We start from the raw sequence: 26162 nt of genomic DNA on the forward strand, positions 1-26162 counted from the left end.
GGCGCTGATTGTACCGCAGTGCGCGGCAGGCATAAAAAAAGCCACGCCAAGGCGTGGCTGACAAGCAAGAGACTCAACCCGACGGGAGCTGAGCCGGACTAGTTCAGAGACACTAATCAACCCGAACAGTATCCTGCGGTGAGGAAAACTGATAAAGGTCAAAAACTGACAGTACTCGGTCATTTCCGGCCAGTGCCCTTCGCGCCGGCCGCCCCAGGCGGTTTCAGGCCACCCAATGCTCGTCTGCAAACGCCATCAGGCTGTCCTTGCCGCTCTGGATGTCCTTCAGTAGCCAGTCGGTCTCCGGCATCAGTTTTTCGAAGTAGAAGCGGGCCGAGACCTGCTTGCTCTCCAGCAGTGGCTTGTTGCCTTCGCCGCTTTCCAGCTGCCGGCTGGCAACACCCGCCATCCGTGACCACAAGTAACCGACAACCGTCAGCGCCATCAGCCGCAGGTACGGCGCAGCAGCCGCGCCGGCCTGTTCCGGATCCTTCGGCGCATTCTGGGCCAGCCACAGGGTGGCCTGCTCAAGGCCCTTGATGGCGCCTTTCAGCGCTTCCCGGTAAGGTGCATCCGGGTTGTCTTTCAAGTAACCCGTCAGCTCGGCGAACAGGGCGCGCACCAGTTGGCCGCCTTTCAGGGCCAGCTTGCGGCCAACCAGATCCATGGCCTGGATGCCGTTGGTGCCCTCATAGATCCGCGCGATGCGGCCATCTCTCACCAGTTGCTCCAGTGGCCAGTCCTGGGTGAAGCCGGAGCCGCCCAGTACCTGCTGGCCCCAGTTGGCGTTGTTGTAGCCTTCGTCGGTCAGGAAGGCTTTGACCACCGGGGTCAGCAGTTGCACCAGGTCATCGGCGTTTTCACGAACTTTTTCGTCCGGGTGGGCCACCGACAGGTCGAGCTGGTGGCCGGTAAACAGGGCGAGGGCTCGCATGCCTTCGTTCAGCACTTTCTGGCGCATCAGCATGCGCCGCACGTCCGGATGCACGATGATCGGATCAGCCGGGCCGTCCGGGTTCTTCGCGCCACTCAGCGAGCGGCTCTGCAAGCGCTCGCGGGCAAACCCCAGGCTTTCCTGGTAGGCCATCTCGGCCAGCCCAAGGCCCTGCATGCCCACCATCAGGCGCGCTTCGTTCATCATGGTGAACATGGCACTCATGCCCTTGTTGGGCTCACCCACCAGCCAGCCCTTGGCACCTTCGAAGTTCATCACGCAGGTAGCGGAGCCCTTGATGCCCATCTTGTGCTCCAGGCCACCACAGAACGCCGGGTTGCGCTCGCCGGAATCTGGCAGGAACTTGGGCACCACGAACAGGGAAATGCCCTTGGTGGTATCCGGCGCGCCTGGCAACTTGGCCAGCACCAGGTGCACGATGTTGTCCACCAGGTCGTGCTCGCCGCCGGTGATCCAGATTTTGGTGCCCTCGATGGCGTAGCTGCCGTCCCCGTTGGGGGTGGCTTTGGTACGGATCAGGCCCAGATCGGTGCCGCACTGGGGCTCGGTCAGGCACATGGTTCCGGTCCACTCCCCGGAGATCAGCTTCTCGAGGTAGGTCTGCCTGAGTTCGTCGGAACCGTGGGCGTAAAGGGCGCTGATGGCACCGTGGGTGAGGCCCGGGTACATGCCGAGGGACAGGTTGGTGGAGCAGACCATCTCGTCCACCACGAACTTGAGGGTGTGAGGCAGGCCCTGGCCGCCGAACTCCAGCGGCGCGTCGAGGGCGGTCCAGCCGCCTTCAACAAACTTGCGGTAGGCCTCTTTGAACCCTTCCGGCGTTGTCACACTCCGGGTTTCCGGGTCGTACCGGCAGCCTTGCCGGTCGCCGGCCTGGTTGGTGGGCTGGATCACTTCCGCCGCCAGCTTGCCGGCCTCGTCAATCACCGCGGATATCAGGTCCGGGGTGGCATCGGCGTATTTTTCCAGTTCGTGCAGCTTGTCTGCTCCCAGAACATCAAACAGCAGGAAGCGAAGATCATTTGCGGGTGCCTGGTATTGCATGGACGCTCTCCTCGTCGTTTTCAGATCAGTCAGCCTGGAAGTGTCGGGCACCGAGCGGTTCGCTGGGTGCTTAACTTCAAACTGCTGATTCATACGACTGTTTGAACGCTTTGGGCTTCACGGTTCGCCGAAAAACTGACGCAGGTTCATAGAAAAATCATATCGACCTGTTGGGTTCGATCAATGGGTGTTTCGGTAAAACCTTTGGTAAATTTTTCAGGCAGTTGAAGGTAACAAGCAGCACTGATGGGGGGGAGTGCCGCTTCAACGAAGGCGGTGGCAGTGAATTGCCGTGGTAAGGGCGGAGATCTGCACCACCTGGCGAAGGGCGGTGGTGCAGTCAAAAACATAGCAAGCTACCGGATAAACGGGTTCAAAAGCCTCGTGAAGGCGCCGGTCAGCTTCACCGGAGCGCTGAGTACCGACAACGTGATGCAGTCTTCACAGCCGACTGCCACCGGCTTGTGTTCGTCCTGTTCGTTGAGCACCACGAAATCCCACTGGTTGAACACCCCGTTCTGGTCGGCAAACGCACCCTGAAGCACAATCGTGGTTTCGTAACCCCGATGGGTATGGGCCGGTGCCTTGCCGCCGGCAGCCAGCTTCTGCAGTACAACCTGCTCATTCTGGCCCGGGAATTTCTCGCTGATATCCAGCACGCTGACGTCGCCGAGCTGCCGTTTCCACGGCAGATCGTTCAGATCCTCGCCCAGCAATTTGCGCAGCGTGCCTTCCCTCGGCATGACCGGTATCGCCGGTTTGCTGTCGGGCTCGCTGTCAATGCGGGACAGAATGCTGTCAAACATGCTTTCTGACACGCTGACCTTGGGTTGTGTTTCCATCATCACCGCGCCAAGGCTGTCCAGGGTGTCCACCCGGCTGCGGCAGTGCGGGCACTTGTCCAGGTGGAGCCGGATGCACAGGGCATGGGGATCGCTCAGGTTGCCCGCGCTGTATTCCATCAGGCTCAGGCTGTCGGGGTGGTGCCGAGTCATACGTTCTGGTCCTGCAAAATCACTTTCAGCTTGTTCAGCGCCAGGCGAACCCGGCTCTTCACGGTACCAAGGGGAATGTTGAGTTCGTCGGCCACCATCTGGTGCGACTTGTTTTCCATATAGACCTTGGCAATGACGGTGATCTGTTCCTCGGGCAGGTGGCTCAGGGATTCCCGCACCCGGCGCTCGGACATCAGCCGATGCAACGAAGTCACCGGCTCGTCTTCATGCTCGCCCGGGATTTGCCAGAGGTCTTCGGTCTCCACCGCCATTTCCGCACTGGTCCGCTGCATCTTTCGCAGCATATCGATACGCTGGTTCCGGGCAATCGTGAAGATCCAGGTTGATGCCGCAGCCTTGCGCCAGTCGTACAGGCAGGAGCGCCGCCAGATCGAGACAAACACTTCCTGCACCAGTTCTTCGGCGTGACTCGACAGGCCGTTCGCCATGGCGTAGTACTTGATCTGGGGGGCAAAATGCTCGAACAGGGCGTGGTACGCTTTCCTGTCCTGGTGTTTGCCCACTTTCACCAGCAACTGGCTCCACGGATCCTTGCGACCCTCGGCCCGGGCTGGCTGCTGTTCCAGTGTGGTCACTGGACACTCCTTGACTGTGGCATGTGTTGAACGGGTACTGGTCATTATTCTATGCGCTCGTCGGGTGTTTGTCAGTGCATAGAATTACGGCACAGGGCCAGCCGCGGATCAGTGCCCGGATCAAAAAAAATTGCAACGGGATGACTTGAACGTCGTCGGGGGTATGTCGCCAGAGTAATTGTGGTCGCCCGGTTCGCTGACTAATCTGGGTAATGGAAATTCACACAGGATGGTGAGCCAGGCATGCATTCCACAGGCGGTAGTAAAGATCTCCCGGCCATACGGGCCCACTACGCCGACATTCTTTGCCAGCTGGCGGAGGAGAAGGGCGTTCCCCGCAACCGTCTGCTTGGCGCAGCCGGCGTGCGACCGGCCGTCCTTGGCCATCCCGACAACCTTATCACCCTCGACCAGTTCGCCGCCCTGAACCGCTGTGCCCTTGAACTCACCGGCGATGCCGCCCTCGGCCTCGAGTTTGGCGGACGGCTGAAGTTTACCACCCATGGTGCCTTGTCCCAGGCGGCCATCAGCAGCGAAACCATTGCCGATGCGCTGTCGATTCTGATCAAGTACTTCCGTATCCGCTTCAGCTACATGGCGCTGACATTTTTCACGGAGGGTGACGAAGCGGTGCTGCAGCTGGACATCCTCCGCGACCTGGACGGTCTGGAAGTGTTCAATGTGGAAGTGGTGATGGCGTCGATCATGGATGTGAACCTGCTGCTCTTTGGCACCCGGCTACTGGTCACCGGATCCTGTCGGCTGAGCTATCCGGCGCCAGCCCATGGCGCAGCCTACCGCCGTTTGTTTGGTGATCGGGTCAGCTTCGGCACCGGGGTCAACCAGCTGCGTTTTGGCCGTGACTTCCTTGATCTGCCGATCGCGTTGTCCAATCCGGTAGCGCGCCGGGTAGCCGAAGCCCAGTGCGAAGAGGAGATGCGTCACCTGGAGGCAACCAGCTCGGTGGCCACCCGGGTGCAGCGGCTGCTGGATTCGGTGCGCAGTGGCCGGTTGCCCGGGCTGGAAGAGGTGGCTGGTCAGCTACATACCTCCGCCCGGACCTTGCGCCGGCAACTGGGCGCCGAGGGCGTGCGGTTTCAGGAGATTCTTGATCGGGTGCGGCACCGCCGAGCCATCGAACTGCTGACCCGGGCCGGCCTGAGTATCGATGAGGTAGCCTATCGCCTGGGTTACAGTGATCCGTCCAATTTTGGCCGGGCGTTCCGCAAATGGGAGGGGTGCTCACCCTCGGTGTACCGCACCCGCCAGCGCAGCTGACGCGGTTTACTCTTCGAGATAGGTGTAGCCATTCAGGCCGCTTTCGAGCTCCGCCAGCAGGGATCGTTGCTCGTCCTCCGCCAGGTCACTGGCACCGAACTTCTGCCGATAGGTCTCCAGCAGCGCTTCCGGTTCAAAATTCACGTAACGCAAAATCTTGGCAACCGTATCGCCGGCAATGGCTTCGCTGACCTCATAACCGCCCTCGGCGTCGCGCCGGACATCCACCGAGTGGGTGTCGCCGAACAGGTTGTGCATGTCGCCGAGGATTTCCTGATAGGCCCCGGTCATGAAGAAGCCCATCAGCAGCGGGCTGCGGGGATCGTCCAGCGGCATGGGCAGGGTGGTTTCCACGCCCTGGCCATCCACATAGCGGTCGATGCGGCCATCGGAGTCGCAGGTGATGTCCTGGATCACCGCGCGGCGAGTCAGTGCCCGGTTCAGCCCGTTGATCGGCATGACCGGAAAGATCTGGTCGATACCCCAGACATCCGGCAGTGACTGGAACAGCGAAAAATTGACGAACAGCTTGTCGGCGAGCTTTTCATTGAGTTCGTCAATAATCTCCCGGTGTGCCCGGTTGGCACTGTCCAGCTGGCCACGCAACAGGCGGCAACAGGTGGTGTACAGGCTCTCCGCGTTGGCGCGGTCCGCCAGGGTCACCAGACCGTGGGCGAACTGGGCGTGCACGTCGCTCATGGCGTGGAGCACGTCGTGATAGATCTCGATCTGGGAGCGGGGGCAGTGGTCATCCCGCAGGCTTTGCAGGTCCCGCCACAGATCGTGCAGTGGGCCCGGGGCATCGGCTGCCGGTTCGCCGGTTTCGCGGACCTCCGGGGCTTCCCGGTCGATGACATTGGTCACCAGCACGGCGTGGTGCGCGGTCAGGGCGCGGCCGGATTCGCTGATCAGGTCCGGGTGTGGGATGCCGGCGCGGTCGCACTCCGCCTGCAGGGTATGGATGACGTTGTAGGCATATTCGGTGACGCTGTAGTTCATCGAGCAGCTGCTGCGGGAGCGGGTACCTTCGTAGTCCACGCCCAGCCCGCCGCCGATGTCGACGGTACCGATCGGCGCGCCGAGCTGGCACAGTTCGCTGTAAAAGCGGGCGCATTCCTTGAGGCCGGTCTGGATGTCGCGGATATTGGCGATCTGTGAGCCGAGGTGGAAATGCAGCAGTTGCAGGGAGGCCAGTGCGCCGGCCGCCCGCAGCTGTTCCACCACATCGAGTACCTGGTTGGCAGACAGGCCGAACTTGGATTTCTCGCCGCCGGTATTCTGCCAGTTGCCCTTGCCGATGGTGGCCAGCCGGGCGCGGATACCAATCAGCGGGGTGACCTCCAGGTTGCGGGCCTCCTCAAGAATCAGCGGCAGCTCGGACTGTTTTTCCACCACAATGAAGACCCGGTGGCCCAGCTTCTGGCCAATCAGCGCCAGGCGGATGTATTCACGGTCCTTGTAGCCGTTGCACACAATCACCGAACCGGGCTGCCGGGACAGCGCCAGTACCGCCATCAGTTCCGGCTTGCTGCCGGCTTCAAGACCAATCTGGCCGTTGCCGGCGGCCGGTTCGCTGGCGATCAGCTCTTCCACCACCCGCCGTTGCTGGTTGACCTTGATGGGATAGACGGCGGTATAGCGCCCCTGGTAGTCATGCTCGGCGGCAATCTTGTTGAACGCACCGCACAGCTTGTTGACCCGATCGTGAAGAATGTCGGTGAACCGTATCAGTACCGGTAGCTGGATGCCCTGGCTGACCAGGCTGCGGGTGAGCTCGGGCAGGTTGATATCATCACCACTGCGGCCCCGGTCCGGGCGGATCAGTACATCGCCATCGGAATTGACGTCAATGTAGCCATCGCTCCAGTGGGCAATGTTGTAGACCTTGTGAGCGTTGCTGCCGGAGAGTTCGGTCATGGCTTGGTATCCTGTCCAGAAACCTGTGGCGGCCAGTGGCCGGCGTGTTGGCGCCCATTGTATGAATTCGCAGGGCGACCCGAAAGCGCCGTTTGCGGAAATTACGTGGATAATTCTCCGTACAGGATGCTTTAGCTATCTGCCATCCGCACCTACAATACCCCCCATTAACGCGGGCCTCCTGGTCCGGGCATTAACGGAATATGGAGAGCAGACATGACCGCACTCAATGAAGGCTGGTTCACCGAGGTGTTTCAGGACAAGGGAACGGCGTTTTCCCTGCAGGTAAAGCGCAAGCTCCATGAGGAACAGAGCCAGTTCCAGAAGCTGGAAATCTATGAAACCGAAACCTTTGGCAACCTGATGGTGCTGGATGGCTGTGTCATGCTGACCACCCGGGACAACTTCCTTTACCACGAGATGATGACCCATCCGGCACTGTTCACCCACCGCGACCCGAAAAAAGTTGTCATCATTGGCGGCGGAGATTGCGGAACCCTGCGTGAAGTGCTCAAGCACCCGGGCGTGGAAGAGGCCTGGCAGGTGGAAATCGACGAGCGGGTGACCCGCCTGGCGGAGAAATACTTCCCCGAGCTGTGCGACGCCAACGACGATCCACGGGCCAACTTCTTCTTTGGCGATGGTATTCAGTGGATGCGGGATGTGGAACCCAATAGCGTTGACGTCATCATCATCGACAGCACCGATCCGGTCGGCCCGGCGGAAGGCCTGTTCGCCCTGGATTTTTACCGCGACTGCATGCTGGCCCTGCGGGACGGCGGTATCGTGGTACAGCAAAGCGAGTCGCCGCTGCTGCACACCGAGACCATCATCAGGGACATCCATGAAGACATGAAAAAGGCCGGTTTCGACCATGTCCAGACCCTGCCGTTCCCGCAGCCGGTGTATCCCACCGGCTGGTGGAGCTGCACCATGGGGGGCAAGGACAAGCCGGTGAAATACTTCCGCGAGGAAGATGCCGCCCAGCGACCGTTCGTAACCCGCTATTACAACCCCGGTATCCACCACGGTGCCCTTGCCATGCCACAGTTCATGGTTGATGCGCTGGACGACCAGGTACTGCCCGGCGAAGCCTGATTGGGGTTCGCATTCTTGCCGGACTTGGCTAGACTGAGGGTGATCAACCTTTGATCGACTGTTGATCACCCCCGTCTGTTTGCCGGGGTAAGGTCGAGCCCGATTTTGGGGCGGGTGAAAAAAGCAAAAATAACGCGTGCTGTCGCGAAGGAGCAGGATATGGATGTTCGTAAGGGTGAGCAGGGCAAGCACTGGTTCCGCAGTGACCGTTTTACCATGATTAACGGCCAGTGGTTTTTCCAGACTCGCGAAGGCTCCTTTGAGGGACCGTTTGATACGCTGGATGAGGCCCGTATGGAGCTGCTGCTGTTCCTGCGCCACGCGGACGACGTGCTCTATTCAGCGGGCTGAACGATTGCCGAGCCTGGTTATGGTCAGACTGGTCAGGGTCCATAGTGCGGCGGCTCATAGTTCTGACGGTAATAATGCAGACGTATAGCAGCCAACGAATACCGGAATCAGGAAAGGGCGCCCGCGGGCGCCCTTTCTTTTTGCTGAACTTGCCGATGAATTACTTGGAGCTGACGAACTCCGGGTAGGCTTCCATGCCGCATTCGGACAGGTCCACCCCTTCGTACTCGTCTTCCTCGCTGACTCGCAGCCCCATCACGGCCTTGATGATACCCCAGACAACCAGGCTGGCAATGAACACCCAGACAAAGATGGTAAGGGCGCCGATGATCTGGCCGCTGAAGCTGACGTCGCTGTTGGTTACCGGTACCAGCAACAGGCCGAGCAGACCGCAGACACCGTGCACCGAGATGGCACCAACCGGGTCATCAATGCGCAGCTTGTCCATGGTCACCACGCTCAGCACAACCAGCACGCCACCGAAGGCACCGAAGATTGCTGCAGTCAGCGCGCTCGGGGTTGATGGCTCTGCCGTGATGACCACCAGACCGGCCAGGGCACCGTTGATCAGCATGGTCAGGTCGGCCTTGCCGAACATCAGGCGGGCGGTAATCAGCGCGGCAATGGCACCGCCGGCAGCCGCGGCGTTAGTGTTCAGGAAGACCATCGCGACGGAGTGGGCGTTGGCGATATCACCAAGCTTGAGCACGGAGCCGCCGTTGAAGCCGAACCAGCCCATCCACAGGATGAACATACCGATGGCGGCCAGGGGCATGTTGGCTCCGGGGAAGGCGCGAATCTCGCCGTTCGGGCCGTACTTGCCCTTACGGGCACCCAGCAGCAGGACACCGGCCAGGGCTGCGGCCGCACCGGCCATGTGGACGATCCCGGAGCCGGCGAAGTCACTGAAGCCAAGGTCGCCCAGGTTGTACATGCCGAACACGTCCTTGCCGCCCCAGGTCCAGGCGCCTTCCAGCGGGTAGATGAAGCCGGTCATGAACACCGCAAACACCAGGAATGCCCATAGTTTCATGCGCTCGGCAACCGCACCGGAGACGATGGACATGGCTGTGGCGACAAACACTACCTGGAAGAAGAAATCCGCCGCGCCGGAGTAGATGGAACCGCCGGTGAAGCCGTCTTCGCGACCGGCAAACTCGCCGAGCACCGCGTCAACGTCCACGTCACCCATGCCGGACAGAACGATACTGCCACCGTACATGATCGCGTAGCCGCAGATCAGGTACATGGTGCAGGCTACTGCGAACAGAGCCACGTTCTTGGTCAGGATCTCGGTGGTGTTCTTGGCGCGCACCAGGCCGGATTCCAGCATGGCGAAGCCGGCGGCCATCCACATGACTAATGCGCCGCATACAAGAAAATAGAAGGTATCTATAGCGTATTGCAGGTGAAAGAGATTGCTTTCCATATGAAGCCCTCCGCACGAGGCTTTTCAGGTTATAAGTTTTTTTGCGTTGGCTGGTCAGTCAGTGGGGCAGCCTCAGACTGCCTCTTCCCCGGTTTCGCCCGTCCGGATCCGGATTGCCTGTTCCAGCTCAGTAACGAAAATCTTGCCGTCGCCGATCTTGCCGGTATTGGCAGCCTTGGTGATGGACTCGATGACCTGGTCCAGCAGGCTGTCGCCAATGGCAACTTCCACCTTTACCTTGGGCAGGAAGTCCACCACGTATTCCGCGCCCCGGTAGAGCTCGGTATGACCTTTCTGCCGACCGAAACCTTTCACTTCGGTGACGGTTACGCCCTGAACGCCAATCTCGGATAGTGCCTCTCGCACATCATCCAGCTTGAAAGGCTTAATGATCGCTGTCACAAGTTTCATTGCTTTCTCCTTGGTAAAGCCGTCTCAACGTCTTTGGCGTGCAAGCCGTTGGTTGAGGTCGGGATGCTGCCACCTCGCACACGAATTGTGCGGATTGCGTACGAGGCTTAAAGCATCGGGTGTGCCAACGCAAAAAATTAATTATAAAACAACAGGTTAATAGTCCGGTGCGCCAAATTGGGCTCCCGGGGCGCTTCATTATAGCGCAGCCCTTTTGTGGTTGAACCACAATGGTGCAGGGGTTCCGGTGGGCAAGCCGGGAGCTTGTCGACACCGGGAGGCCCCGGCGCACAGTATGGCAGCTGCGGCGATGTGTTACACTCGCCAAAATTGCCCAGCCGCCGGCCGACACAGCTGCCGGCGCCAGCCGACGATCGAGGTGTATAGTGAAAGGTCCCCAGGATTTTCTTGCCCAGCTTCAGGGTCAGTTTGGTCAGTTCGTTCCCGATATGGCAAAAGCCGCCCGGGAGGATTTTGAAACCCAGGCCCGGGCCACCGTCATGGCGGTACTGGCGCGACTGGAGCTGGTTACCCGCGAGGAGTTCGATGCCCAGCAGGCCGTCTTGATGCGGACTCGCGAGAAAGTTGAAGCCCTCGAGGCCCGAGTTGCCGAGCTGGAAGCGCGGCTGCAGCAAGACTGAAGCCCGCCGGCGGCGAGGGTCTGCCGCCGGGCCCCCGGATCTTATCCGTGCCCCATTCAACCAGGGAAGGTTGTCATGTTTGCCACTGTTCACACCCGCGCCAGTCTGGGCGTCGCGGCACCTGCCGTTACTGTTGAAATTCATCTCTCCAACGGGCTGCCTGCGCTGTCCATCGTCGGATTGCCGGAAACCGGCGTCCGCGAGAGCAAGGAGCGCGTCCGCAGTGCCCTGCTGACCGCCGGCTTCGAGTTTCCCGCCAAGCGCATCACCATCAATCTGGCTCCCGCCGACCTGCCCAAGGAGGGGGGCCGCTTTGACCTGCCGATTGCCCTTGGCATTCTTGCAGCATCAGGCCAGCTCCCTGCGGACAGCCTGCAGAGCTGTGAATGCGTCGGAGAGTTGTCGCTCGACGGCGCCCTGCGCCCTCTGAAAGGCATCCTGCCGGCGGTGGTGGCTGCCCGCAAAGCCGGGCGACGAATGCTGATTCCCCATGACAACCGGGACGAAGCCGCCCTTGCCGGAGGGGACGATGTGTTGTCGGCCCGTCACCTGCTGGAGATATGCGAGCACCTGACCGGGACTTCGCCACTGGCCCCGGTAACGCCGGCGCCACTGGAATGCGCGACCCGGTATATGCCGGACCTGGCTGATGTACGTGGTCAGGCCGTGCCCCGGCGCGCTCTGGAAGTGGCCGCGGCAGGTGGCCATAACTTGCTGTTATTCGGCCCCCCGGGTACCGGCAAAAGTATGCTGGCCAGTCGCTTGCCGGGCATATTGCCGCCGCTGGAGGATGAGGCTGCGCTGGAGGTGGCCAGTGTTCACTCGGTGGTCGGGCTGGCGGCCCGTGAGGGGGGCTGGCGTCAGCCACCCTATCGGGCCCCGCACCACACCGCGTCGGCGGTAGCGCTGGTGGGCGGTGGCAGCAATCCGCGCCCCGGAGAAATTTCCCTCGCCCATCATGGTGTCCTGTTTCTCGATGAATTACCGGAGTTTGACCGCCGGGTGCTCGAGGTGCTGCGGGAGCCGATGGAGTCCGGCGAAATTGTGATCAGCCGGGCGGCACGGCAGGTAACCTATCCCGCCCGTTTCCAGGTAATTGCGGCAATGAATCCGTGCCCCTGCGGCTATCGTGGCCACCCGGCAATCGAGTGCCAGTGCACGCCGCAGCAGGTGATGCGTTACCAGGCCCGCTTGTCCGGCCCGCTGCTGGACCGCTTTGACCTGCACGTGGAGGTACCGGTGCAGGCAGCGGGCGTGCTGATGAAGCCGGCGGAGGGCGAGGTGAGCAGCCAGCGGGTCCGCGAGCGGGTCCTTGCGGCGCGTCAGCGTCAGCAGGCCCGGGGCTGCGTAAATGCCCGGCTGGCGGGCCCGGTGCTGCAGGAGGCATGCCGGCTGGATGCGGCAGGTGAAGCCCTGCTGGTCAGGGCGATGGAGCGGCTGGGGCTGTCGGCCCGGGCGTTGCACCGTATCCTGCGGGTGGCGCGAACGCTCGCCGATCTTGAAGGCAGCGCCGAGCTGCAGCTGACTCACCTGACCGAGGCCCTGGGCTACCGCAAGCTGGATCGCCAGCCGGCACAGAACCCGATGGTTTCGGCCTGACCGCCGGGCAGGCAGCGGGGGATGGAAGACGTCATCCGGCGGCGGTCTCTGGTAAACTGTGGGCCAATCTTGTTGATCCGCATCCGCAGTATGCGGACGGCCAAATTCAGAAGGAAGCCAGATGACTGACCAGACCAATTCCGCCGGCGATTCCCCGGTGACCACCCGTCGCGGCATTCGTAGCTTTGTCCTGCGTCAGGGCCGCATGACCGAGGGGCAGAAGAAAGCCTACGAGCGCAGCTGGCCGAAATTCGGCCTGACCCGTGAGCAGGGCATGATCGATCCCCGCGAGGTATTCGGGCGCGATGCGCTGCTCAACCTGGAAATCGGCTTCGGCATGGGGAAGTCCCTTGCAGACATGGCCGAGGCCGCGCCGGAACAGGATTTTATCGGTGTTGAAGTGCATCTGCCGGGGGTGGGTGCCCTGCTCAAGGAGATCGAGGACCGCGGTCTGGAAAACGTTCGTGTCTATGCCATTGATGCCAACGACGTGATAGATCTGTGCCTGCCGGATGCCGCTGTTGACCGGGTGATGGTGTTCTTCCCGGATCCCTGGCATAAAAAGAAGCACAACAAGCGTCGCCTGGTGCAGCCGGAGTTTGTCCAGCGCATCCGTCACAAGTTGCGGGTGGGGGGTATCCTGCACCTGGCAACCGACTGGGAGAACTACGCCGAGCACATGATGGAAGTGATGACGGCCTCCGAAGGCTTCGCCAACACCCAGGCGGACGGTCAGTATTCACCCCGCCCGGAGCACCGGCCGATTACCAAATTCGAGAAACGGGGAGAGCGTCTCGGGCACGGCGTCTGGGATCTGCTGTTCCGCCGTACCAATTGACCTGCACCCTGTCAGGAACTCAGTGGGTGGCGCCGGGCAGCACGAATGACCACCAGCCCGGCGGCGCCCAGCAACAGGGTCGCAAACTTGACCAGCGCGCAGACCGCCGCTGCGCCGCCGATGGCGTCGGTCGGCGTTTCCAGATTATTCATCAGCAACACATTTTCCGCCACGTCACTCACTCCGGCGGTCACAAACAGCAACCGTACCCAGCGCGCCACCTTGCGCTCCCGAATGCCGGGGCGATCCGCGGTCAGGTACGTGGTCAGCAACAGCAGGGTGAGCAGGTAAACCGGGATGAAGATGAAATCCACCAGCAGGGCGGCCCAGGCCCGGTTAACGCCAGTATCGCCCCAACTGGCCAGAATGGCGGCGGCCTGTTGCGCGGAGCCGGCCAGCTGGAAGCTGATCATGCCCTGCGGGGCGGCGCCGGTCTGCAGTGGCTGATTGAGTATGACCAGTACCACAAAGAGCAGCGGCATCAGTACCATGCCCCATTTCAGGCCCCGCGGCAGGGGGGGTAAGGTCGAGCTGTGCATCAGAGGAATCGCTCCAGCAAACTGTTGAGGTAACGCTGCCCGTGTTCCGTGGCCTGCAGGCGTCCGGGGTGGAGCAGGTTTTCCTGGCGTAACTGACCGAGTATTGCAGTTAGCCGGCTCAGAGGTAAACCTGTACGTTCCGTAAACAGGTGTTCATCAACGCCGTTCGTCAGACGCAGGGCGTTCATCATGAATTCCAGCGGCAGTTCGGCGTCCTCGATGGTCTGGCTACCGGCGGTGCGTGAGCCAATCCGGTTCAGGTAGGCATCGGGCTGGCGGGTTTTCCAGTAACGGCGAATCTCCCCGCTGGCAAAGGTTATCTTGCCGTGTGCCCCCGCACCAAGCGCCAGGTAGTCGCCAAAGCTCCAGTAATTCAGGTTGTGGCGGGATGCCCGCCCGGGCTGGCTCCAGGCCGATACTTCGTAGTCCTGGTAGCCGTGACCGCGCAAAAGGGTGGCACCGGCCTCGAAAATGTCCCACAGTCGGTCGTCGTCCGGCAATTGCGGTGGCCGGCTGTAAAATTCGGTATTGGGCTCTACCGTGAGCTGGTACCAGGACAGGTGGGGTGGCTGCCACGACAGCGCGGCTTCCAGGTCGGCGACCGCCTCGGCCGGCGTCTGTCCGGGCAGGCCGTGCATCAGGTCCAGGTTGAAATTGTCGAAACCGGCCCTGAGCGCGGCTTCAATTGCGCGGTGGGCGCTGCTGCTGTCATGAATGCGGCCCAGAATAGCCAGCTGGCGCGGGTTGAAGCTCTGGATGCCGAGGGAGAGCCGGTTAATGCCGGCTTCGAGATAGTCTTCGAAGCGGCCATGCTCGACGGTACCCGGATTGGCTTCGAGGGTGATCTCAGCGTCCGCGGCAAAGCGCAGGTAGCTGCCCATCGCCCGGAACAGTTGCTGGTAGAAGTGCCCCGGTAACAGCGATGGTGTGCCGCCACCGATAAACACGGTGGCGATGTCACGACCCTGGATCAGCGCAAGATCCTCCCGCAGGTCGTCCAGCAACGCGGCGAGATAGGCTTCTTGCGGCAAGGTCCCACTGGCAGCGTGGGAATTGAAATCGCAGTACGGGCACTTGCGCACGCACCAGGGTACGTGGATGTAGAGACTGAGGGGAGGGAGTGAGGACATCCCCCCCCGGGGATCGCTAGCAGTCACTGCTGAGCTGGCCGCCAAGCCGGGCAACCAGGGCCTGCAGGGCACGGCCGCGGTGACTGATCCGGCCTTTCTGCTCGCGGCTCAGTTCGGCTGCGCTGACCGCCAGTTCAGGCACCAGGAATATCGGGTCGTAGCCGAAACCGCCGTCCCCGCGAGGGGCCCGCAGCACACTGCCGGGCCAGACGCCGTGGCAAACGATGGGGGTGGGGTCATCCGCATGGCGCAGGTACACCAGCACACAGTGGAACTGGGCGGCGCGCTGCTCATCCGGCACCCCGGCCATGGCCGCCAGCAGGGCTTCGAGGTTTTCCCGGTCGGTGGCATTGTCGCCGGCGTAGCGCGCCGAGCGCACCCCGGGTTGGCCGCCCAGGGCATCCACCGCCAGTCCGGAGTCGTCCGCCAGTGCCGGCAAGCCGGTCACCTGTGCGGCATGGCGGGCCTTGATCAGGGCATTCTCGATGAAGGTAACCGCCGGCTCCTCCACTTCGTCCACGCCCAGTTCGCCCTGGGCCACCGGCTCGAACCCCAGTGGTGTCAGTAATCCGGTCAGTTCGGCAATCTTGCCGCGGTTATTGCTGGCAATGACGAGCTTCTGCACGGTAAGGCTCACTCCTCGTTGAACAGCGTCTGGGCAAAGCGGATCGGCAACTCCCGGCTTGCCCCGGTGGGGCGCGCGGTGACCTGGAAGGTCAGCAGTTCGCCGGAGCTGTACTGGAATTCGGAGATGAAATACACCGCGTCACCTTCCTGGATGCGGCGGAACGCGAGGAACTTCGCCTGCTGGATATCGTTCAGTACCTTGCCTTCAACCTGGCCGCTGACCGTCGCCAGTCCGCCATCTGCGGTCTTGCGCATAATCGCGATGTTGACGATACCAATGGCCCGGCTGCGCTGCAGGTTGTTCTGCTTCGCCACTTCCGGGGTCAGGTAGGTGCTGGGAAAGGTGCTGTAGTGGACTTGGTACTCGCCGAAATCCACGGACGAGGCGTGGGCGCGACCACCGGCGAGGGCCAGTGCAAGCAGGCTGGCAAGCAGTGTCAGGGTTGTCAGGTGTCGGGTCAGCGTTGTCATGTTCAGTTCTCCTGCCGGCTGATACGGTAAATGGCGATCTGTCCCAGCATATTCGGCCAGAGGCGATGAAACCAGCGATCCCGGTGCTGGCCGTCAACCACCGCGCGGTTCATGATGCGGAAGTTTTTCTGGTAGCACAGCGCCTCGAAGTCCCGGAAAGTGCACAGGCGTATGTTGGGAGTGTCATACCACTTATACGGCAGGGTCTCCGATTCGGGCATCCGGCCATGGCTCATCAGGTACCAGCGCAGGCGCCAGTAAGCAAAATTGGGGAAGGTGACAATGCCCTCCCGGCCCAGGCGCAGCATTTCATCCAGCATCAGGTCGGGCCGGCGCACGGCCTGCAGGGCCTGGGTCATCAGCACCACGTCAAACGTCTGGTTTTCGAAATTGCCCAGCCCCTGGGTGTCGAGGTTCTGCTCGATCACCGAGACGCCTTTGCTCATACAGGTGGTGATGTGGTCCGGGTTGATCTCCAGACCATAGCCGCTGGCCTGTTTTTCCCGCTGCAGCCTGTCAAGCAGGGTGCCGTCGCCACAGCCCAGGTCCAGCACCCGGCTGCCGGGGCGGATCCATTGTTCGATAATTTCGAGGTCTGGTCTCATGCGCCGGCCTCCCGTGCGACCCGGTCCATATAGGCCGTGAAGATGTCCATGTACCGTGGGGTGGGAATCAGGAACGAATCATGTCCCCAGGGTGACTCGATCTCGGCGTAGCTGACCTTGCGCCGGGCGGAAATCATGGCGTTGACCATCTCTTCCGAGCGCGCTGGCGTGAAGCGCCAGTCGGTACTGAACGACAGGACCAGGAACTCGCAGCTGGCCTGCGCCAGCGCCTTTGCCAGATCGTTGTCAGTGTCATAGGCCGGGTCGAAGTAGTCCAGCGCCCGGGTCATCAGCAGGTAGGTGTTGGCGTCGAACGACTCGGAAAAACGTTCGCCCTGGTAGCGCAGGTAGCTCTCAACCTGGAATTCGGCGTCATAACCGAACTTGTAGGCCTGGTCCCGCAGTTCGCGGCCGAATTTCTCGCCCATGGAGGCATCGGACAGATAGGTGATGTGACCCACCATGCGTGCCAGCATCAGGCCGCGGCGGGGCACTACATCAAAGTCGTAGTAACGGCCGTCGTGGAATTCCCGGTCTGAGGTGATGGCCTGGCGTGCCACTTCGTTGAAGGCGATGTTCTGGGCGGTCAATCGCGGCGTGGAGGCGATAACGACCGCATGCTTCAGCCGGTCCGGGTAATCGAGGCTCCACTGCAGGGCCTGCATGCCACCGAGGGATCCGCCAACCACGGCCGCCCAGCACCGGACGCCGAGGCGGTCGGCCAGCAGCGCCTGGCTGTGGACCCAGTCCCGTACCGTCACCACCGGGAAGTCCGGGCCGTATTGCTGGCCGGTTTGCGGATTGATGGAGTTGGGGCCGGTACTGCCGTGGCAGCCACCCAGATTGTTCAGGCTGACGACATAGAACCTGTTGGTGTCGATGGGCTTGCCCGGACCGATACAGCTGTCCCACCAGCCGGGCTTGCGGTCTTCCGGGTGGTGATAGCCGGCGGCATGGTGATGGCCGCTGAGTGCATGGCAGATCAGCACTGCGTTACTGGCATCCGCGTTCAGCTCGCCGTAGGTCTCGACCACCAGGTCGTAACTGTCCAGGGTCTGCCCGCAGGCCAGGGTGATGGGAGCATCAAAGTGCAGTGTCTGCGGGGTGACTATCCCAACAGAATCCGTGGGCAGGGAATCGGGCATCGGCGCGACAGTTTCCTGGTTCGGTCCTAAAAAGATCTGGAGCTTCGTGGTGGCAGCCGGAACGGATGCCAGCCCAGCAGTTTAAAGGCCGCCACCCGTGGCTGCAACCGGTGAGGGAGGGGCGCCCGCCTGGCGGGCGCCGGATTACTCAGGCAATGCCGGTTATGTTAACGACTTTTTGCTGGATCAGGGTGGGTGCCGGCTTGCGGATCTGGCGCTGCATGGTGTCGGCCAGTTCCAGCTGGCGTTGCAGGTCGGCAATGCTGGCCTGCAGGCGCTCCCGTTCTGCCCGGCTGTCGCGGTCGCCACGTACGGTATCCCGCAGGCGGCGGATCTGGTGTTCCAGCAACTGCTTCTGTTCCATGGAGTACTGCATGATCGGCAGCAGGGCTTCGGAGGGCCAGCGCTCCACATCAGACCGTACGCGCTGGTGCAGGGTGCGGGCCTCGCCCACCATAACGTTGAAGAAGCGGCGGATCAGCAGGTTCTGTTCGGTCAGCAGGTTTTTCGGGCTGACGCGGAAACGGTTCGCCTTCTTGCGCAATTCCCGGATGGCGATTACGTGGCGACCGGCCCGCAACGGGATGGGCTCCAGATGGCGGGCCCGGGTGTCCTCGTTATAACGGCGGTAGATGGCCTCGACCATTTTCTCCGCCAGCTGTCCTTCTGCCATCAGATTGCTCAGGTCGCTCTCCAGGGCTTCAAAGAAATAGAACATCCCGCGGTTGATGCCGACGGTGGTCCAGCTCTTGGCCATGATAGCCCGTGCCTTGGCGGCATGGGCTTCGAACCGGTCCTCGCTGACCAGGGCGTTCAGGGATTCGCCCTGGGACTGCATCAGGCGGCGGCTGGAGCGCAGGGTAATCAGTTTTTTGTAGTAGAAGTCGTAATCGCGCTGGGCCCGGTCGGCCAGGCGCTTGAGCGCATCCTTGTCTATGCGGGTTTCGGAGCAGGCATCCAGCTCCTCGGACATCGCATCGAGGCGGCTCTGCATGGCTGCCTGGCTGTTCTGCAGCATTCCCAGCAGATCGTTGATCAGGCTCTGGGTGATGAGCTGTTCCTTGTGCATCAGGATGCGATTGATGATCAGCTGCTCAAGGCCGCCGAGATTGGAACGTTCGAACAGCGCGGAATTGTTGCGGATCCGGGCCAGCAGGCCCTGCTTGGCGGATACCGGAATGACGTCGTGATGGCGGATGCCAAGGTGGTCGGCGGTGTACGCCTGCACCCGCTTGATAGCGTCACTGGTGTGGTCGTCGCCCTGAAGGTCATCCCACAACACGTCGATCTTGTTCAGCACCGCGAAGCGGCCGGCACGGTGGTCGGCATGCTCGGTATCGATGTGGTCCTGCCAGATGGTCATGTCACTGGCGGTTACCCCGGTATCGGCACTGAGCAGGAAGATCACGGCGTGCGCGCTGGGTAACATGCTGATGGTGAGTTCGGGTTCGGAACCGAGCGCGTTGAGGCCGGGAGTATCGAGGATGCGCAGCCCGCGCTCGAACAGCGGATGGCGGATACTGACCTGGGCATTTCGCCACGCCGGAATAAGCACGTTGCCGGGCAGCTGCCGGTCATGTTCCAGCATGTCTTCCTCGAAACCGAGCTTGCGGGCCTCGTCCGTGGTGACGCTCTTGACCCGGGCGACCTCGCCGAGCACTTCGCGCATGACCTCCGGGTTGTGCTCGTCCAGCTCGTGGCGGATCCAGTGGTCCGGTTTCTTGCGCAGCTGCTGCAGCGAGAGATCACCGCAGCGGGTTTCGATGGGCAGCAGGAGCAGGTAGTTACGGTTTTCAGCCCGGTCAAAGAACAGCTCGGTCGGACACATGGTGGTCCGGCCGGCCTGGGAAGGCAGCATGCGCTGGCCGTAATCCGAGAAGAACAGCGCGTTGATCAGCTCGGTCTTGCCCCGGGAATACTCACCCACAAAGGCAATGGTGAGCTCATCCTCGATCAGCAGTTCCAGGCCGTGCCGTATGCGGTTGCTGATGTCATCCGAGAACAGATCGTTGTCCTGGAGCCAGAGACGGTAACGGCTGATTTGCCGGATCAGTTCTTTTTTCCATGCGTGATACGCCTCGACCTGTTGTGACAGGCTGCCAACTTTGCTCATCGCACTGACCTTTTCCTGACTGCGGAATAATTATTAACTGGCGTTAATGCAGGACTATAGCGGGAGTTTCCTGCGGGGCCTACGGAGCCCGGGTGGGCCAGGGTGGTTTTTTATAGCAGCGAGGCCGGGTAAGGTCAAAAAAAAGCCGCTGAATCAATGATCTGAGTCAGCGGCGTGGGCCGTGGGTGACCCTGTGAGTGTTTGTAAAGAATTGTGAATTTGTGATCCGGCCTGCGTTCTTTGCGTGACGTCCGGTCAGAGCCCCAGGCCGATGGCGCCGAGGCCTGCGGCAATCTTCATGTGGTTGATGATCACTGAAATCACATTGAGGATCAGGAACACTATGATCGGGGACAGATCCAGCCCCCCCATGGACGGCATCAGGTTGCGTACCGGACGCATGACCGGTTCGGTGATCTGGGCGACCAGCTGAATCGCCGGGTGATGGCTGCCGGGGGCAATCCAGCTCACCACGACTACGGCGATGACCGACCAGAAATAGATCTTGACGATCAGTCCCAGCACATTCAGTACCGACCAGACCAGCAGGGTGATCGGGTTGATTGCCGGAATGCCCTGGTTGAGGGTGATCAGGATCAGGAAGAAGGTGAGGGCCTGGATGATAACCGCCAGCACCAGGGCGGCGCCGTCAATGCCACCCCAGCCCGGAATAAAGCGGCGTAGCGGGCGCAGCAGCGGGTTGGTGGCCTTGACCACGAACTGGCAGATCGGATTGTAGAAATCCGCTCTCGCCAGTTGCAGCAGAAAGCGCAGCAGCACCACGGTCAGGTAGAACGTCGAGGCAATGAGCAGGATGGTAATCAGGATATCCGCCAGCATGAAGCCGTTTCTCCATTTATCAATCGGTTTCCCGGATCAGATGGGGGCATCCGGGGTGGTAAACAACCCTGGCCGGGTGATCAGGACTTGCCGGCCAGTTCCCTTGCCATTTCTTCCGAGCGTTCGCAGGCCGCACGGTAGGCCTTGCCCACCAGTTGCCGCAGGCCGCCGTCCTCGAAACTCTGGATCGCCCGCTCGGTGGTACCCCCGGGAGACATGACGTTGCGCTTGAGCTGGGCCGGATCATGCTCACTGCGGGCCGCCATTTCCGCAGCACCGGCCATGGTCTGGATGGCCAGCTGACGGGCGGTGGAGGCTTCAATGCCGGCGGCGGTGGCGGCCTCCTCGAGGGCTTCGAGCATCAGGAAGAAATAGGCCGGGCCGCTGCCGGAGAGTGCGGTTACCGCGTGCAGCTGGTCTTCGTCGGCCACCCACAGTGCGGTTCCTATGCTGCTGAACACCGACTCGGCGGTCTGGCGCTGTTGCTCGGTGACCTGCTTGTTGGCAAACAGACCGGCCGCGCCCTTGCCGACCAGGGAAGGGGTATTGGGCATGACCCGCACCAGTGGCAGGCCACCGCCGAGCCAGCTATCGAGGGTGGCGGCTTCCAGTCCGGCCGCGATCGAGATCATCAGCGGGCGGGTGTTCTGCACCACCGGCGCGATATCACGACAGACGTCGGCCATGACCTGGGGCTTCACCGCAAGGATGACCACATCCGCCTGTTGCGCGCAGTAGCGGTTCTCGGTGGTTACACTGACACCGAAACGCTTGCGAATGCTCTGCAGGTGGTCGTCGTCCGGCGCGCTGACCCAGATGTCTGCCGCCCGGAACCCGCTATCGAGCATGCCGCCGATGATGGCGCTGGCCATGTTGCCGGCGCCGATGAACGAGATGGTTGGTGATTTACTCAAAATTTGCTCCGCCTGGCGTGGTTGATTCGATTGTGACCGATGATAGCAGGATCGGTTGGTCAGTTCCTTGCGCCGAACAGGGCGGTACCTACCCGAACCCAGGTGGCACCTTCAGCAATGGCCAGCTCGAGATCGTCGGACATGCCCATGGACAGGGTATCCAGCGGGCCCGCATCGGGAAAGCGGTGGCGCAGTTCCGCCAGGGCGTCGGCGAGGCGGTGAAAGCTGCTGCGCAGGCCTTGGTCATCCTGCTGTGGGTCCGGAATGGCCATCAACCCCCTCAGGCGCAGGTTAGCCAGTTGACCAACCCCGGCGACCAGTTCTGGAAGCTCTTCCAGGCGACAGCCGGACTTGCTCGCTTCGTTATCGATGTTGACCTGCAGGCAAATGTTGAGTGGCGGCAGTTGCGGCTCCCGCTGCTCACTGAGCCGGCGGGCGATCTTCAGCCGGTCCACGCCATGGACCCAGTCAAAACTGGCCGCAATCTGGCGGGTCTTGTTGGACTGGATAGGGCCGATAAAATGCCATTCCAGCCCGTCGAGGTCCGCCAGGGCCGCAATCTTGTCGAGTGCTTCCTGCAGGTAGCTTTCGCCAAAGGCCCGTTGTCCGGCCGCGAACGCCTCCCGCAGGTCGGCGGCAGGCCGGGTCTTGCTGACTGCGAGCAAGTGCACAGATTCCACGGGCCGTCCGGCGGCCAATGTTGCTTTTTGTATGCGTCGGGTTACGCTCTCGATGTTGTCTGCTATGCTGCTCATTGTGTTAATCCGGCGGTACTGGGTCTGTCATTGCTACGCTGACACGTTACCCGCAGGTCACTGAAAAGCCAAGTGATACGCCACCCTGGTCAGCGGCAACCGGCCGCGGCACCGGGAAAAAAGAAAAACGCCTTCCGAGGACCCCTATGGATATTACCGAACTGCTTGCCTTCTCGGCGAAACAGGGTGCGTCTGACTTGCACCTGTCTGCCGGACTCCCTCCCATGATTCGTGTTGACGGCGATGTACGCCGTATCAATCTGCCGCCCATGGAACACAAGGAAGTTCACGGGCTGATTTACGACATCATGAACGACAAGCAGCGCAAGGACTACGAAGAGTTCCTCGAGACCGACTTTTCGTTTGAGGTGCCCGGGGTTGCCCGCTTCCGGGTGAATGCCTTCAACCAGAACCGCGGCGCCGGTGCGGTCTTCCGGACCATTCCGTCGAAGGTGCTGACCATGGAAGACCTGGGCATGGGCCAGGTGTTCAAGGATATCTCCTCGGTGCCCCGTGGTCTGGTGCTGGTCACCGGGCCGACCGGTTCGGGTAAGTCCACCACGCTGGCGGCGATGATGGATTACATTAACGACAGTCGTTACGAGCACATCCTCACCATCGAGGACCCTATCGAATTCGTCCACGAATCCAAGAAATGCCTGGTGAACCAGCGGGAAGTCCACCGGGACACGCTCGGCTTCAACGAAGCCCTGCGCTCGGCCCTGCGGGAAGACCCCGATATCATCCTGGTGGGTGAGCTGCGGGATCTCGAAACCATTCGCCTGGCCCTGACCGCGGCGGAAACCGGTCACCTGGTGTTCGGCACCCTGCACACCACCTCGGCGGCCAAGACCATCGACCGGGTCGTTGACGTATTCCCGGCGGAAGAAAAGTCCATGGTTCGTTCGATGCTGTCCGAGTCACTGCAGGCGGTAATTTCCCAGACGCTGATGAAGAAGGTGGGCGGCGGCCGGATTGCGGCCCACGAGATCATGATCGGCACGGCGGCCATTCGTAACCTGATTCGTGAAGACAAAGTGGCCCAGATGTATTCCGCCATCCAGACCGGTGGCTCCCTCGGTATGCAGACCCTCGACCAGTGCCTTGAGCGGCTGTTGCAGAAGGGCCTGATTTCCCGCGAGGCGGCCCGTTCCAAGGCCAAGATGCCGGATAATTTCTGACCGTCCCGCAGTCACGGCAACTGACAGAATAAAGGTAGAGCAATGGAATTTGAAAAGCTGTTACGGCTGATGGTCGAGAAAGGTGGTTCGGACCTGTTTATCACCGCAGGGGTGCCGCCGAGCATGAAGGTGAACGGCAAGGTGCTTCCGGTCACCAAGAATGCCCTGACGCCGGAGCAGACCCGGGAGTTTGTCTACGGCTCGATGAACGACAAGCAGCGGGCCGAGTTCGAAGCCTCCCACGAGTGCAACTTCGCCATCAGTGCCCGCGGTATTGGCCGCTTCCGGGTCAGTGCTTTTTTCCAGCGCAACCTCTGCGGCATGGTGCTGCGGCGAATCGAGATCAAGATTCCGCAAATTGACGACCTGTCGCTGCCCGACATCGTCAAGGACCTGGCGATGACCAAGCGCGGACTGATCATGTTTGTCGGCGCGACCGGCACCGGTAAGTCCACCTCGCTGGCCGCGATGCTGGGGTACCGTAACCGCAACAGTCGTGGTCATATCATTTCCATTGAGGATCCCATCGAATTTGTCCACCAGCACCAGGGTTGCATTGTCACCCAGCGGGAAGTGGGCATCGATACCGAGAGCTTTGAGGTGGCCCTGAAGAACACCCTGCGACAGGCGCCGGACGTTATTCTGATTGGTGAGGTACGGACCCGCCAGACCATGGAGTATGCGGTGCAGTTCGCTGAAACCGGCCACCTGTGCCTGGCGACCCTGCACGCCAACAACGCGAACCAGGCGCTGGACCGGATTATCCAGTTCTTCCCGCCGGAACAGCACAACCAGATCTGGATGGACCTGTCCCTCAACCTGCGGGCCATCGTGGCCCAGCAACTGATCCCGACCCCGGATGGCAAGGGGCGGCGGGCCGTTATCGAAGTTCTGATCAATACGCCGCTGGTGGCCGACCTGATCCGCAAGGCCGAGGTCCACAAGCTCAAGGAGCTGATGGCCAAGTCTGGCGAAGCCGGCATGCAGACCTTTGACCAGGCCCTCTACCGGCTGTATTCGGAAGGTGCGATCACCTATGAGGATGCATTGGCCCACGCGGACTCTGCCAACGACCTGCGACTGATGATCAAGCTCGGTGCGGATGCGCCAGGCTCGGACAAGCTGTCGTCCACGGTCGACAAGCTGTCGATCCAGGGTGATTGAATAAGGTGACCGAACTAGGTCGGATGCTTACGACTTTAGTCTAAAACGATTAGTGTCCTGAATCTGTAGGGATGGCATTTGAGGCCGTTGGCCTGTGCTGCGTATACTCCGCGCCGACTTAACAAGGAGATACCATGCACAACAATCCCTCCCGTCTCAGCCTTGCCATTCGCCTCGCTGCGCTGGCGGCCATCACGGCGCCCGCCAGCGTTTTCGCCGGAGGCTTTGCCCTCAACGAACAGAGTGCGTCCGCCATGGGTGTGGCCAACGCCGGCGCTGCCGCCAACCCTGAAAACGCCACCACGGTGCTGTTTAACCCGGCCGGCATGAGCCAGTTGTCCGGTACCAACCTCTCGTTTGGTGCGGCGGTGCTGGATATCGATGCCGAGGCGAAGGCCGAAAGCATCTCGACGACCCGCAACAATCCCGCGGTTCCGGTTCAGCCGTCCAGCAATGGTGGAGATATTGCTGATCCGGCCGTGCTGCCTAACCTCTATGTGACGAAAGAGCTCAGTGAGCATGTGGATATCGGCTTCGGTATTCATGCCCCCTACGGCCTCGCCGCAGATTACGACAATGAGTTTGCCGGTCGGTTCTTTGCCGACAAGACCGAGTTGACTGCCATCGCCTTTACGCCGGCCATCGCCGTGAATAACGGCCAGGGGCTGTCCATGGGGCTCGGTCTCAACGTGATCTATGCAGAAGGGCGGCTGACCCGGTACCAGGATCTCAGCGACCAGGCCGGTGCCGCGGCGCTGGTGCTGGATGAACCCTACGCCGATGTGGAAGGCGACGATGTCGGCATGACGGTCCGCTTCGGTTTCCTGTACGAGCTTTCCGACAAGACCCAGTTTGGCCTCAGCGCGCAGACCGGAACCGAGCTGGAGCTGAAGGGCGATCTGGAAGTATCGAATGTGCCGGTCCCGCCGACCTTTGCCCAGACTACGACCCTGACCGAAAAAGTCAGGGTGCCACTGGCCATTCCGGAGAGTGTCAGCTTCGGTGCGCGTCACCGGTTCAATGATGACATTACCCTGCTGGCAGGGGCCACTTACGCCAAGTGGAGTCGCTTTGAGGAGCTGGATATCGTGAGTCGCGAGGTTGGCGGTGAGGTGGCTGGTGCGCCGTTTACCGGTGCCGTCATCACTCACATTACCGAGCAGTGGGAAAACACCTGGCAGTTCAACTTCGGCGCCATCTGGCAGGCAACGCCGGCCTGGGCGTTCAAGGCCGGGTATGCGTTTGATGAGTCGCCGGTGAACGAAAGCAACGTTACCGCCCGCATTCCTTCCGAGGACCGTCACTGGCTGACCCTCGGCACTCAATGGAAAGATGCCGGCTCGGGCTGGGCGGTGGATGTTGCGGTCGGCACCCTGATCTTCTCGGATGACGCCGAAGTGGATGACCGGGAATATAGCCACGAGGACCCGACCGGGGCACCGGTCAGTGCGGCCAACTATCAGGCAACCTATGACCTGAGCGCCTGGAGTGCCTCGGTCCAGGTCAGCAAGGCCTTCTGACCCTGT

At 61.4% G+C, this 26162-nt stretch carries 25 protein-coding genes; 9 read left to right on the plus strand and 16 right to left on the minus strand.

Annotation, left to right across the window (positions count from 1 at the left end; translation table 11 throughout):
- Nucleotides 1–223: 223 nt before the first annotated feature.
- From CLH61_RS12795 to CLH61_RS12805, 3 genes are all read right to left on the minus strand, one after another.
- Nucleotides 224–1999, minus strand: a complete 1776-nt coding sequence (locus CLH61_RS12795) for an acyl-CoA dehydrogenase C-terminal domain-containing protein (RefSeq protein WP_099615139.1) — start codon at nucleotides 1997–1999, stop codon at nucleotides 224–226.
- A 356-nt stretch (nucleotides 2000–2355) separates the two neighbouring features.
- Complete coding sequence (locus tag CLH61_RS12800) at nucleotides 2356–2994, minus strand: ChrR family anti-sigma-E factor (RefSeq protein WP_099615140.1); 639 nt, start codon at nucleotides 2992–2994, stop codon at nucleotides 2356–2358.
- Nucleotides 2991–3590 (minus strand): sigma-70 family RNA polymerase sigma factor, encoded by a 600-nt coding sequence (locus tag CLH61_RS12805; protein WP_099615141.1) that lies wholly within the window; start codon nucleotides 3588–3590, stop codon nucleotides 2991–2993. Before CLH61_RS12805 ends, CLH61_RS12800 begins: the two co-directional genes overlap by 4 nt.
- Before the next feature lie 243 nt (nucleotides 3591–3833).
- On the opposite strand from CLH61_RS12805, the gene CLH61_RS12810 reads away from it, so the two are divergent.
- The gene (locus CLH61_RS12810; protein ID WP_099615142.1) at nucleotides 3834–4868 is read left to right on the plus strand and encodes an AraC family transcriptional regulator; all 1035 of its coding nucleotides are present in this window, start codon (nucleotides 3834–3836) and stop codon (nucleotides 4866–4868) included.
- A gap of 6 nt (nucleotides 4869–4874) precedes the next feature.
- Here CLH61_RS12810 and speA read toward each other — a convergent pair whose 3' ends face one another.
- Nucleotides 4875–6785, minus strand: coding sequence for a biosynthetic arginine decarboxylase (gene speA / locus CLH61_RS12815; protein WP_099615143.1), 1911 nt, complete (start codon nucleotides 6783–6785; stop codon nucleotides 4875–4877).
- A gap of 216 nt (nucleotides 6786–7001) precedes the next feature.
- Between speA and speE the strand changes: the two genes are divergently transcribed.
- Together speE and CLH61_RS12825 are read left to right on the plus strand one after the other, a co-directional pair.
- Nucleotides 7002–7883: a polyamine aminopropyltransferase gene (gene speE / locus CLH61_RS12820; RefSeq protein ID WP_099615144.1), complete on the plus strand. Its 882-nt coding sequence runs from the start codon at nucleotides 7002–7004 to the stop codon at nucleotides 7881–7883.
- A 159-nt stretch (nucleotides 7884–8042) separates the two neighbouring features.
- Complete coding sequence (locus CLH61_RS12825; protein ID WP_099615145.1) at nucleotides 8043–8234, plus strand: DUF6316 family protein; 192 nt, start codon at nucleotides 8043–8045, stop codon at nucleotides 8232–8234.
- A gap of 160 nt (nucleotides 8235–8394) precedes the next feature.
- Here CLH61_RS12825 and CLH61_RS12830 read toward each other — a convergent pair whose 3' ends face one another.
- Nucleotides 8395–9663: an ammonium transporter gene (locus CLH61_RS12830; RefSeq protein WP_099615146.1), complete on the minus strand. Its 1269-nt coding sequence runs from the start codon at nucleotides 9661–9663 to the stop codon at nucleotides 8395–8397.
- Between the two features lie 72 nt (nucleotides 9664–9735).
- Entirely contained in the window at nucleotides 9736–10074 is a 339-nt protein-coding gene (gene glnK / locus CLH61_RS12835) for a P-II family nitrogen regulator (RefSeq protein WP_092020784.1), read from the minus strand.
- A 386-nt stretch (nucleotides 10075–10460) separates the two neighbouring features.
- Here glnK and CLH61_RS12840 point away from each other — a divergent pair, with 386 nt between their 5' ends.
- The 3 genes from CLH61_RS12840 to trmB all read left to right on the plus strand — a co-directional run bounded on the left by CLH61_RS12840 (nucleotide 10461) and on the right by trmB (nucleotide 13152).
- The gene (locus CLH61_RS12840) at nucleotides 10461–10715 is read left to right on the plus strand and encodes an accessory factor UbiK family protein (RefSeq protein ID WP_099615147.1); all 255 of its coding nucleotides are present in this window, start codon (nucleotides 10461–10463) and stop codon (nucleotides 10713–10715) included.
- A 75-nt stretch (nucleotides 10716–10790) separates the two neighbouring features.
- Nucleotides 10791–12314, plus strand: coding sequence for a YifB family Mg chelatase-like AAA ATPase (locus CLH61_RS12845; RefSeq protein WP_099615148.1), 1524 nt, complete (start codon nucleotides 10791–10793; stop codon nucleotides 12312–12314).
- A gap of 121 nt (nucleotides 12315–12435) precedes the next feature.
- Nucleotides 12436–13152, plus strand: coding sequence for a tRNA (guanosine(46)-N7)-methyltransferase TrmB (gene trmB / locus CLH61_RS12850; RefSeq protein WP_099615149.1), 717 nt, complete (start codon nucleotides 12436–12438; stop codon nucleotides 13150–13152).
- 11 nt (nucleotides 13153–13163) lie between these two features.
- Here trmB and CLH61_RS12855 read toward each other — a convergent pair whose 3' ends face one another.
- The 10 genes from CLH61_RS12855 to CLH61_RS12900 all read right to left on the minus strand — a co-directional run bounded on the left by CLH61_RS12855 (nucleotide 13164) and on the right by CLH61_RS12900 (nucleotide 22291).
- Nucleotides 13164–13691, minus strand: a complete 528-nt coding sequence (locus tag CLH61_RS12855; protein ID WP_099615150.1) for a hypothetical protein — start codon at nucleotides 13689–13691, stop codon at nucleotides 13164–13166.
- Nucleotides 13691–14821: a radical SAM family heme chaperone HemW gene (gene hemW, locus CLH61_RS12860; RefSeq protein WP_099615151.1), complete on the minus strand. Its 1131-nt coding sequence runs from the start codon at nucleotides 14819–14821 to the stop codon at nucleotides 13691–13693. Before hemW ends, CLH61_RS12855 begins: the two co-directional genes overlap by 1 nt.
- Nucleotides 14822–14837: 16 nt before the next feature.
- Nucleotides 14838–15446 (minus strand): RdgB/HAM1 family non-canonical purine NTP pyrophosphatase, encoded by a 609-nt coding sequence (gene rdgB / locus CLH61_RS12865; protein WP_099615152.1) that lies wholly within the window; start codon nucleotides 15444–15446, stop codon nucleotides 14838–14840.
- A gap of 8 nt (nucleotides 15447–15454) precedes the next feature.
- Nucleotides 15455–15919, minus strand: coding sequence for a DUF4426 domain-containing protein (locus CLH61_RS12870; protein WP_099615153.1), 465 nt, complete (start codon nucleotides 15917–15919; stop codon nucleotides 15455–15457).
- 2 nt (nucleotides 15920–15921) lie between these two features.
- Complete coding sequence (gene metW, locus CLH61_RS12875) at nucleotides 15922–16524, minus strand: methionine biosynthesis protein MetW (RefSeq protein WP_099615154.1); 603 nt, start codon at nucleotides 16522–16524, stop codon at nucleotides 15922–15924.
- Nucleotides 16521–17669 carry a homoserine O-succinyltransferase MetX gene (gene metX / locus CLH61_RS12880; RefSeq protein WP_099615155.1) on the minus strand — a complete coding sequence of 383 codons (1149 nt, stop codon included), beginning with the start codon at nucleotides 17667–17669 and terminating at the stop codon, nucleotides 16521–16523. Before metX ends, metW begins: the two co-directional genes overlap by 4 nt.
- Nucleotides 17670–17817: 148 nt before the next feature.
- Nucleotides 17818–19782, minus strand: a complete 1965-nt coding sequence (locus CLH61_RS12885) for a dynamin family protein (protein WP_099615156.1) — start codon at nucleotides 19780–19782, stop codon at nucleotides 17818–17820.
- Nucleotides 19783–20037: 255 nt separating this feature from the next.
- Nucleotides 20038–20622 (minus strand): YggT family protein, encoded by a 585-nt coding sequence (locus CLH61_RS12890; RefSeq protein WP_099615157.1) that lies wholly within the window; start codon nucleotides 20620–20622, stop codon nucleotides 20038–20040.
- An 80-nt stretch (nucleotides 20623–20702) separates the two neighbouring features.
- Nucleotides 20703–21536 (minus strand): pyrroline-5-carboxylate reductase, encoded by an 834-nt coding sequence (gene proC, locus CLH61_RS12895; RefSeq protein ID WP_099615158.1) that lies wholly within the window; start codon nucleotides 21534–21536, stop codon nucleotides 20703–20705.
- A gap of 59 nt (nucleotides 21537–21595) precedes the next feature.
- Nucleotides 21596–22291: a YggS family pyridoxal phosphate-dependent enzyme gene (locus tag CLH61_RS12900; protein WP_099615159.1), complete on the minus strand. Its 696-nt coding sequence runs from the start codon at nucleotides 22289–22291 to the stop codon at nucleotides 21596–21598.
- A 146-nt stretch (nucleotides 22292–22437) separates the two neighbouring features.
- Here CLH61_RS12900 and CLH61_RS12905 point away from each other — a divergent pair, with 146 nt between their 5' ends.
- From CLH61_RS12905 to CLH61_RS12915, 3 genes are all read left to right on the plus strand, one after another.
- Complete coding sequence (locus CLH61_RS12905) at nucleotides 22438–23472, plus strand: type IV pilus twitching motility protein PilT (RefSeq protein WP_099615160.1); 1035 nt, start codon at nucleotides 22438–22440, stop codon at nucleotides 23470–23472.
- Nucleotides 23473–23514: 42 nt separating this feature from the next.
- Nucleotides 23515–24636 (plus strand): PilT/PilU family type 4a pilus ATPase, encoded by a 1122-nt coding sequence (locus CLH61_RS12910; RefSeq protein WP_099615161.1) that lies wholly within the window; start codon nucleotides 23515–23517, stop codon nucleotides 24634–24636.
- 134 nt (nucleotides 24637–24770) lie between these two features.
- A complete protein-coding gene (locus CLH61_RS12915) occupies nucleotides 24771–26156 on the plus strand; it encodes an OmpP1/FadL family transporter (protein WP_099615162.1) in 1386 nt (461 codons plus the stop codon).
- Nucleotides 26157–26162 lie beyond the last annotated feature (6 nt).

This window comes from Marinobacter profundi (assembly GCF_002744715.1).
GTDB lineage: Bacteria > Pseudomonadota > Gammaproteobacteria > Pseudomonadales > Oleiphilaceae > Marinobacter > Marinobacter profundi.

Coding starts and splice junctions, on each gene's coding strand:
- hemW (WP_099615151.1), bottom strand. CDS start 14,821: ATGTCCTCACTCCCTCCCCTCAGTCTCTACATCCACGTACCCTGGTGC.
- speE (WP_099615144.1), top strand. CDS start 7,002: ATGACCGCACTCAATGAAGGCTGGTTCACCGAGGTGTTTCAGGACAAG.
- CLH61_RS12905 (WP_099615160.1), top strand. CDS start 22,438: ATGGATATTACCGAACTGCTTGCCTTCTCGGCGAAACAGGGTGCGTCT.
- CLH61_RS12885 (WP_099615156.1), bottom strand. CDS start 19,782: ATGAGCAAAGTTGGCAGCCTGTCACAACAGGTCGAGGCGTATCACGCA.
- glnK (WP_092020784.1), bottom strand. CDS start 10,074: ATGAAACTTGTGACAGCGATCATTAAGCCTTTCAAGCTGGATGATGTG.
- CLH61_RS12830 (WP_099615146.1), bottom strand. CDS start 9,663: ATGGAAAGCAATCTCTTTCACCTGCAATACGCTATAGATACCTTCTAT.
- CLH61_RS12915 (WP_099615162.1), top strand. CDS start 24,771: ATGCACAACAATCCCTCCCGTCTCAGCCTTGCCATTCGCCTCGCTGCG.
- metX (WP_099615155.1), bottom strand. CDS start 17,669: ATGCCCGATTCCCTGCCCACGGATTCTGTTGGGATAGTCACCCCGCAG.
- CLH61_RS12825 (WP_099615145.1), top strand. CDS start 8,043: ATGGATGTTCGTAAGGGTGAGCAGGGCAAGCACTGGTTCCGCAGTGAC.
- CLH61_RS12800 (WP_099615140.1), bottom strand. CDS start 2,994: ATGACTCGGCACCACCCCGACAGCCTGAGCCTGATGGAATACAGCGCG.
- metW (WP_099615154.1), bottom strand. CDS start 16,524: ATGAGACCAGACCTCGAAATTATCGAACAATGGATCCGCCCCGGCAGC.
- CLH61_RS12900 (WP_099615159.1), bottom strand. CDS start 22,291: ATGAGCAGCATAGCAGACAACATCGAGAGCGTAACCCGACGCATACAA.
- speA (WP_099615143.1), bottom strand. CDS start 6,785: ATGACCGAACTCTCCGGCAGCAACGCTCACAAGGTCTACAACATTGCC.
- CLH61_RS12810 (WP_099615142.1), top strand. CDS start 3,834: ATGCATTCCACAGGCGGTAGTAAAGATCTCCCGGCCATACGGGCCCAC.
- CLH61_RS12910 (WP_099615161.1), top strand. CDS start 23,515: ATGGAATTTGAAAAGCTGTTACGGCTGATGGTCGAGAAAGGTGGTTCG.
- CLH61_RS12795 (WP_099615139.1), bottom strand. CDS start 1,999: ATGCAATACCAGGCACCCGCAAATGATCTTCGCTTCCTGCTGTTTGAT.
- CLH61_RS12855 (WP_099615150.1), bottom strand. CDS start 13,691: ATGCACAGCTCGACCTTACCCCCCCTGCCGCGGGGCCTGAAATGGGGC.
- CLH61_RS12870 (WP_099615153.1), bottom strand. CDS start 15,919: ATGACAACGCTGACCCGACACCTGACAACCCTGACACTGCTTGCCAGC.
- trmB (WP_099615149.1), top strand. CDS start 12,436: ATGACTGACCAGACCAATTCCGCCGGCGATTCCCCGGTGACCACCCGT.
- CLH61_RS12845 (WP_099615148.1), top strand. CDS start 10,791: ATGTTTGCCACTGTTCACACCCGCGCCAGTCTGGGCGTCGCGGCACCT.
- CLH61_RS12890 (WP_099615157.1), bottom strand. CDS start 20,622: ATGCTGGCGGATATCCTGATTACCATCCTGCTCATTGCCTCGACGTTC.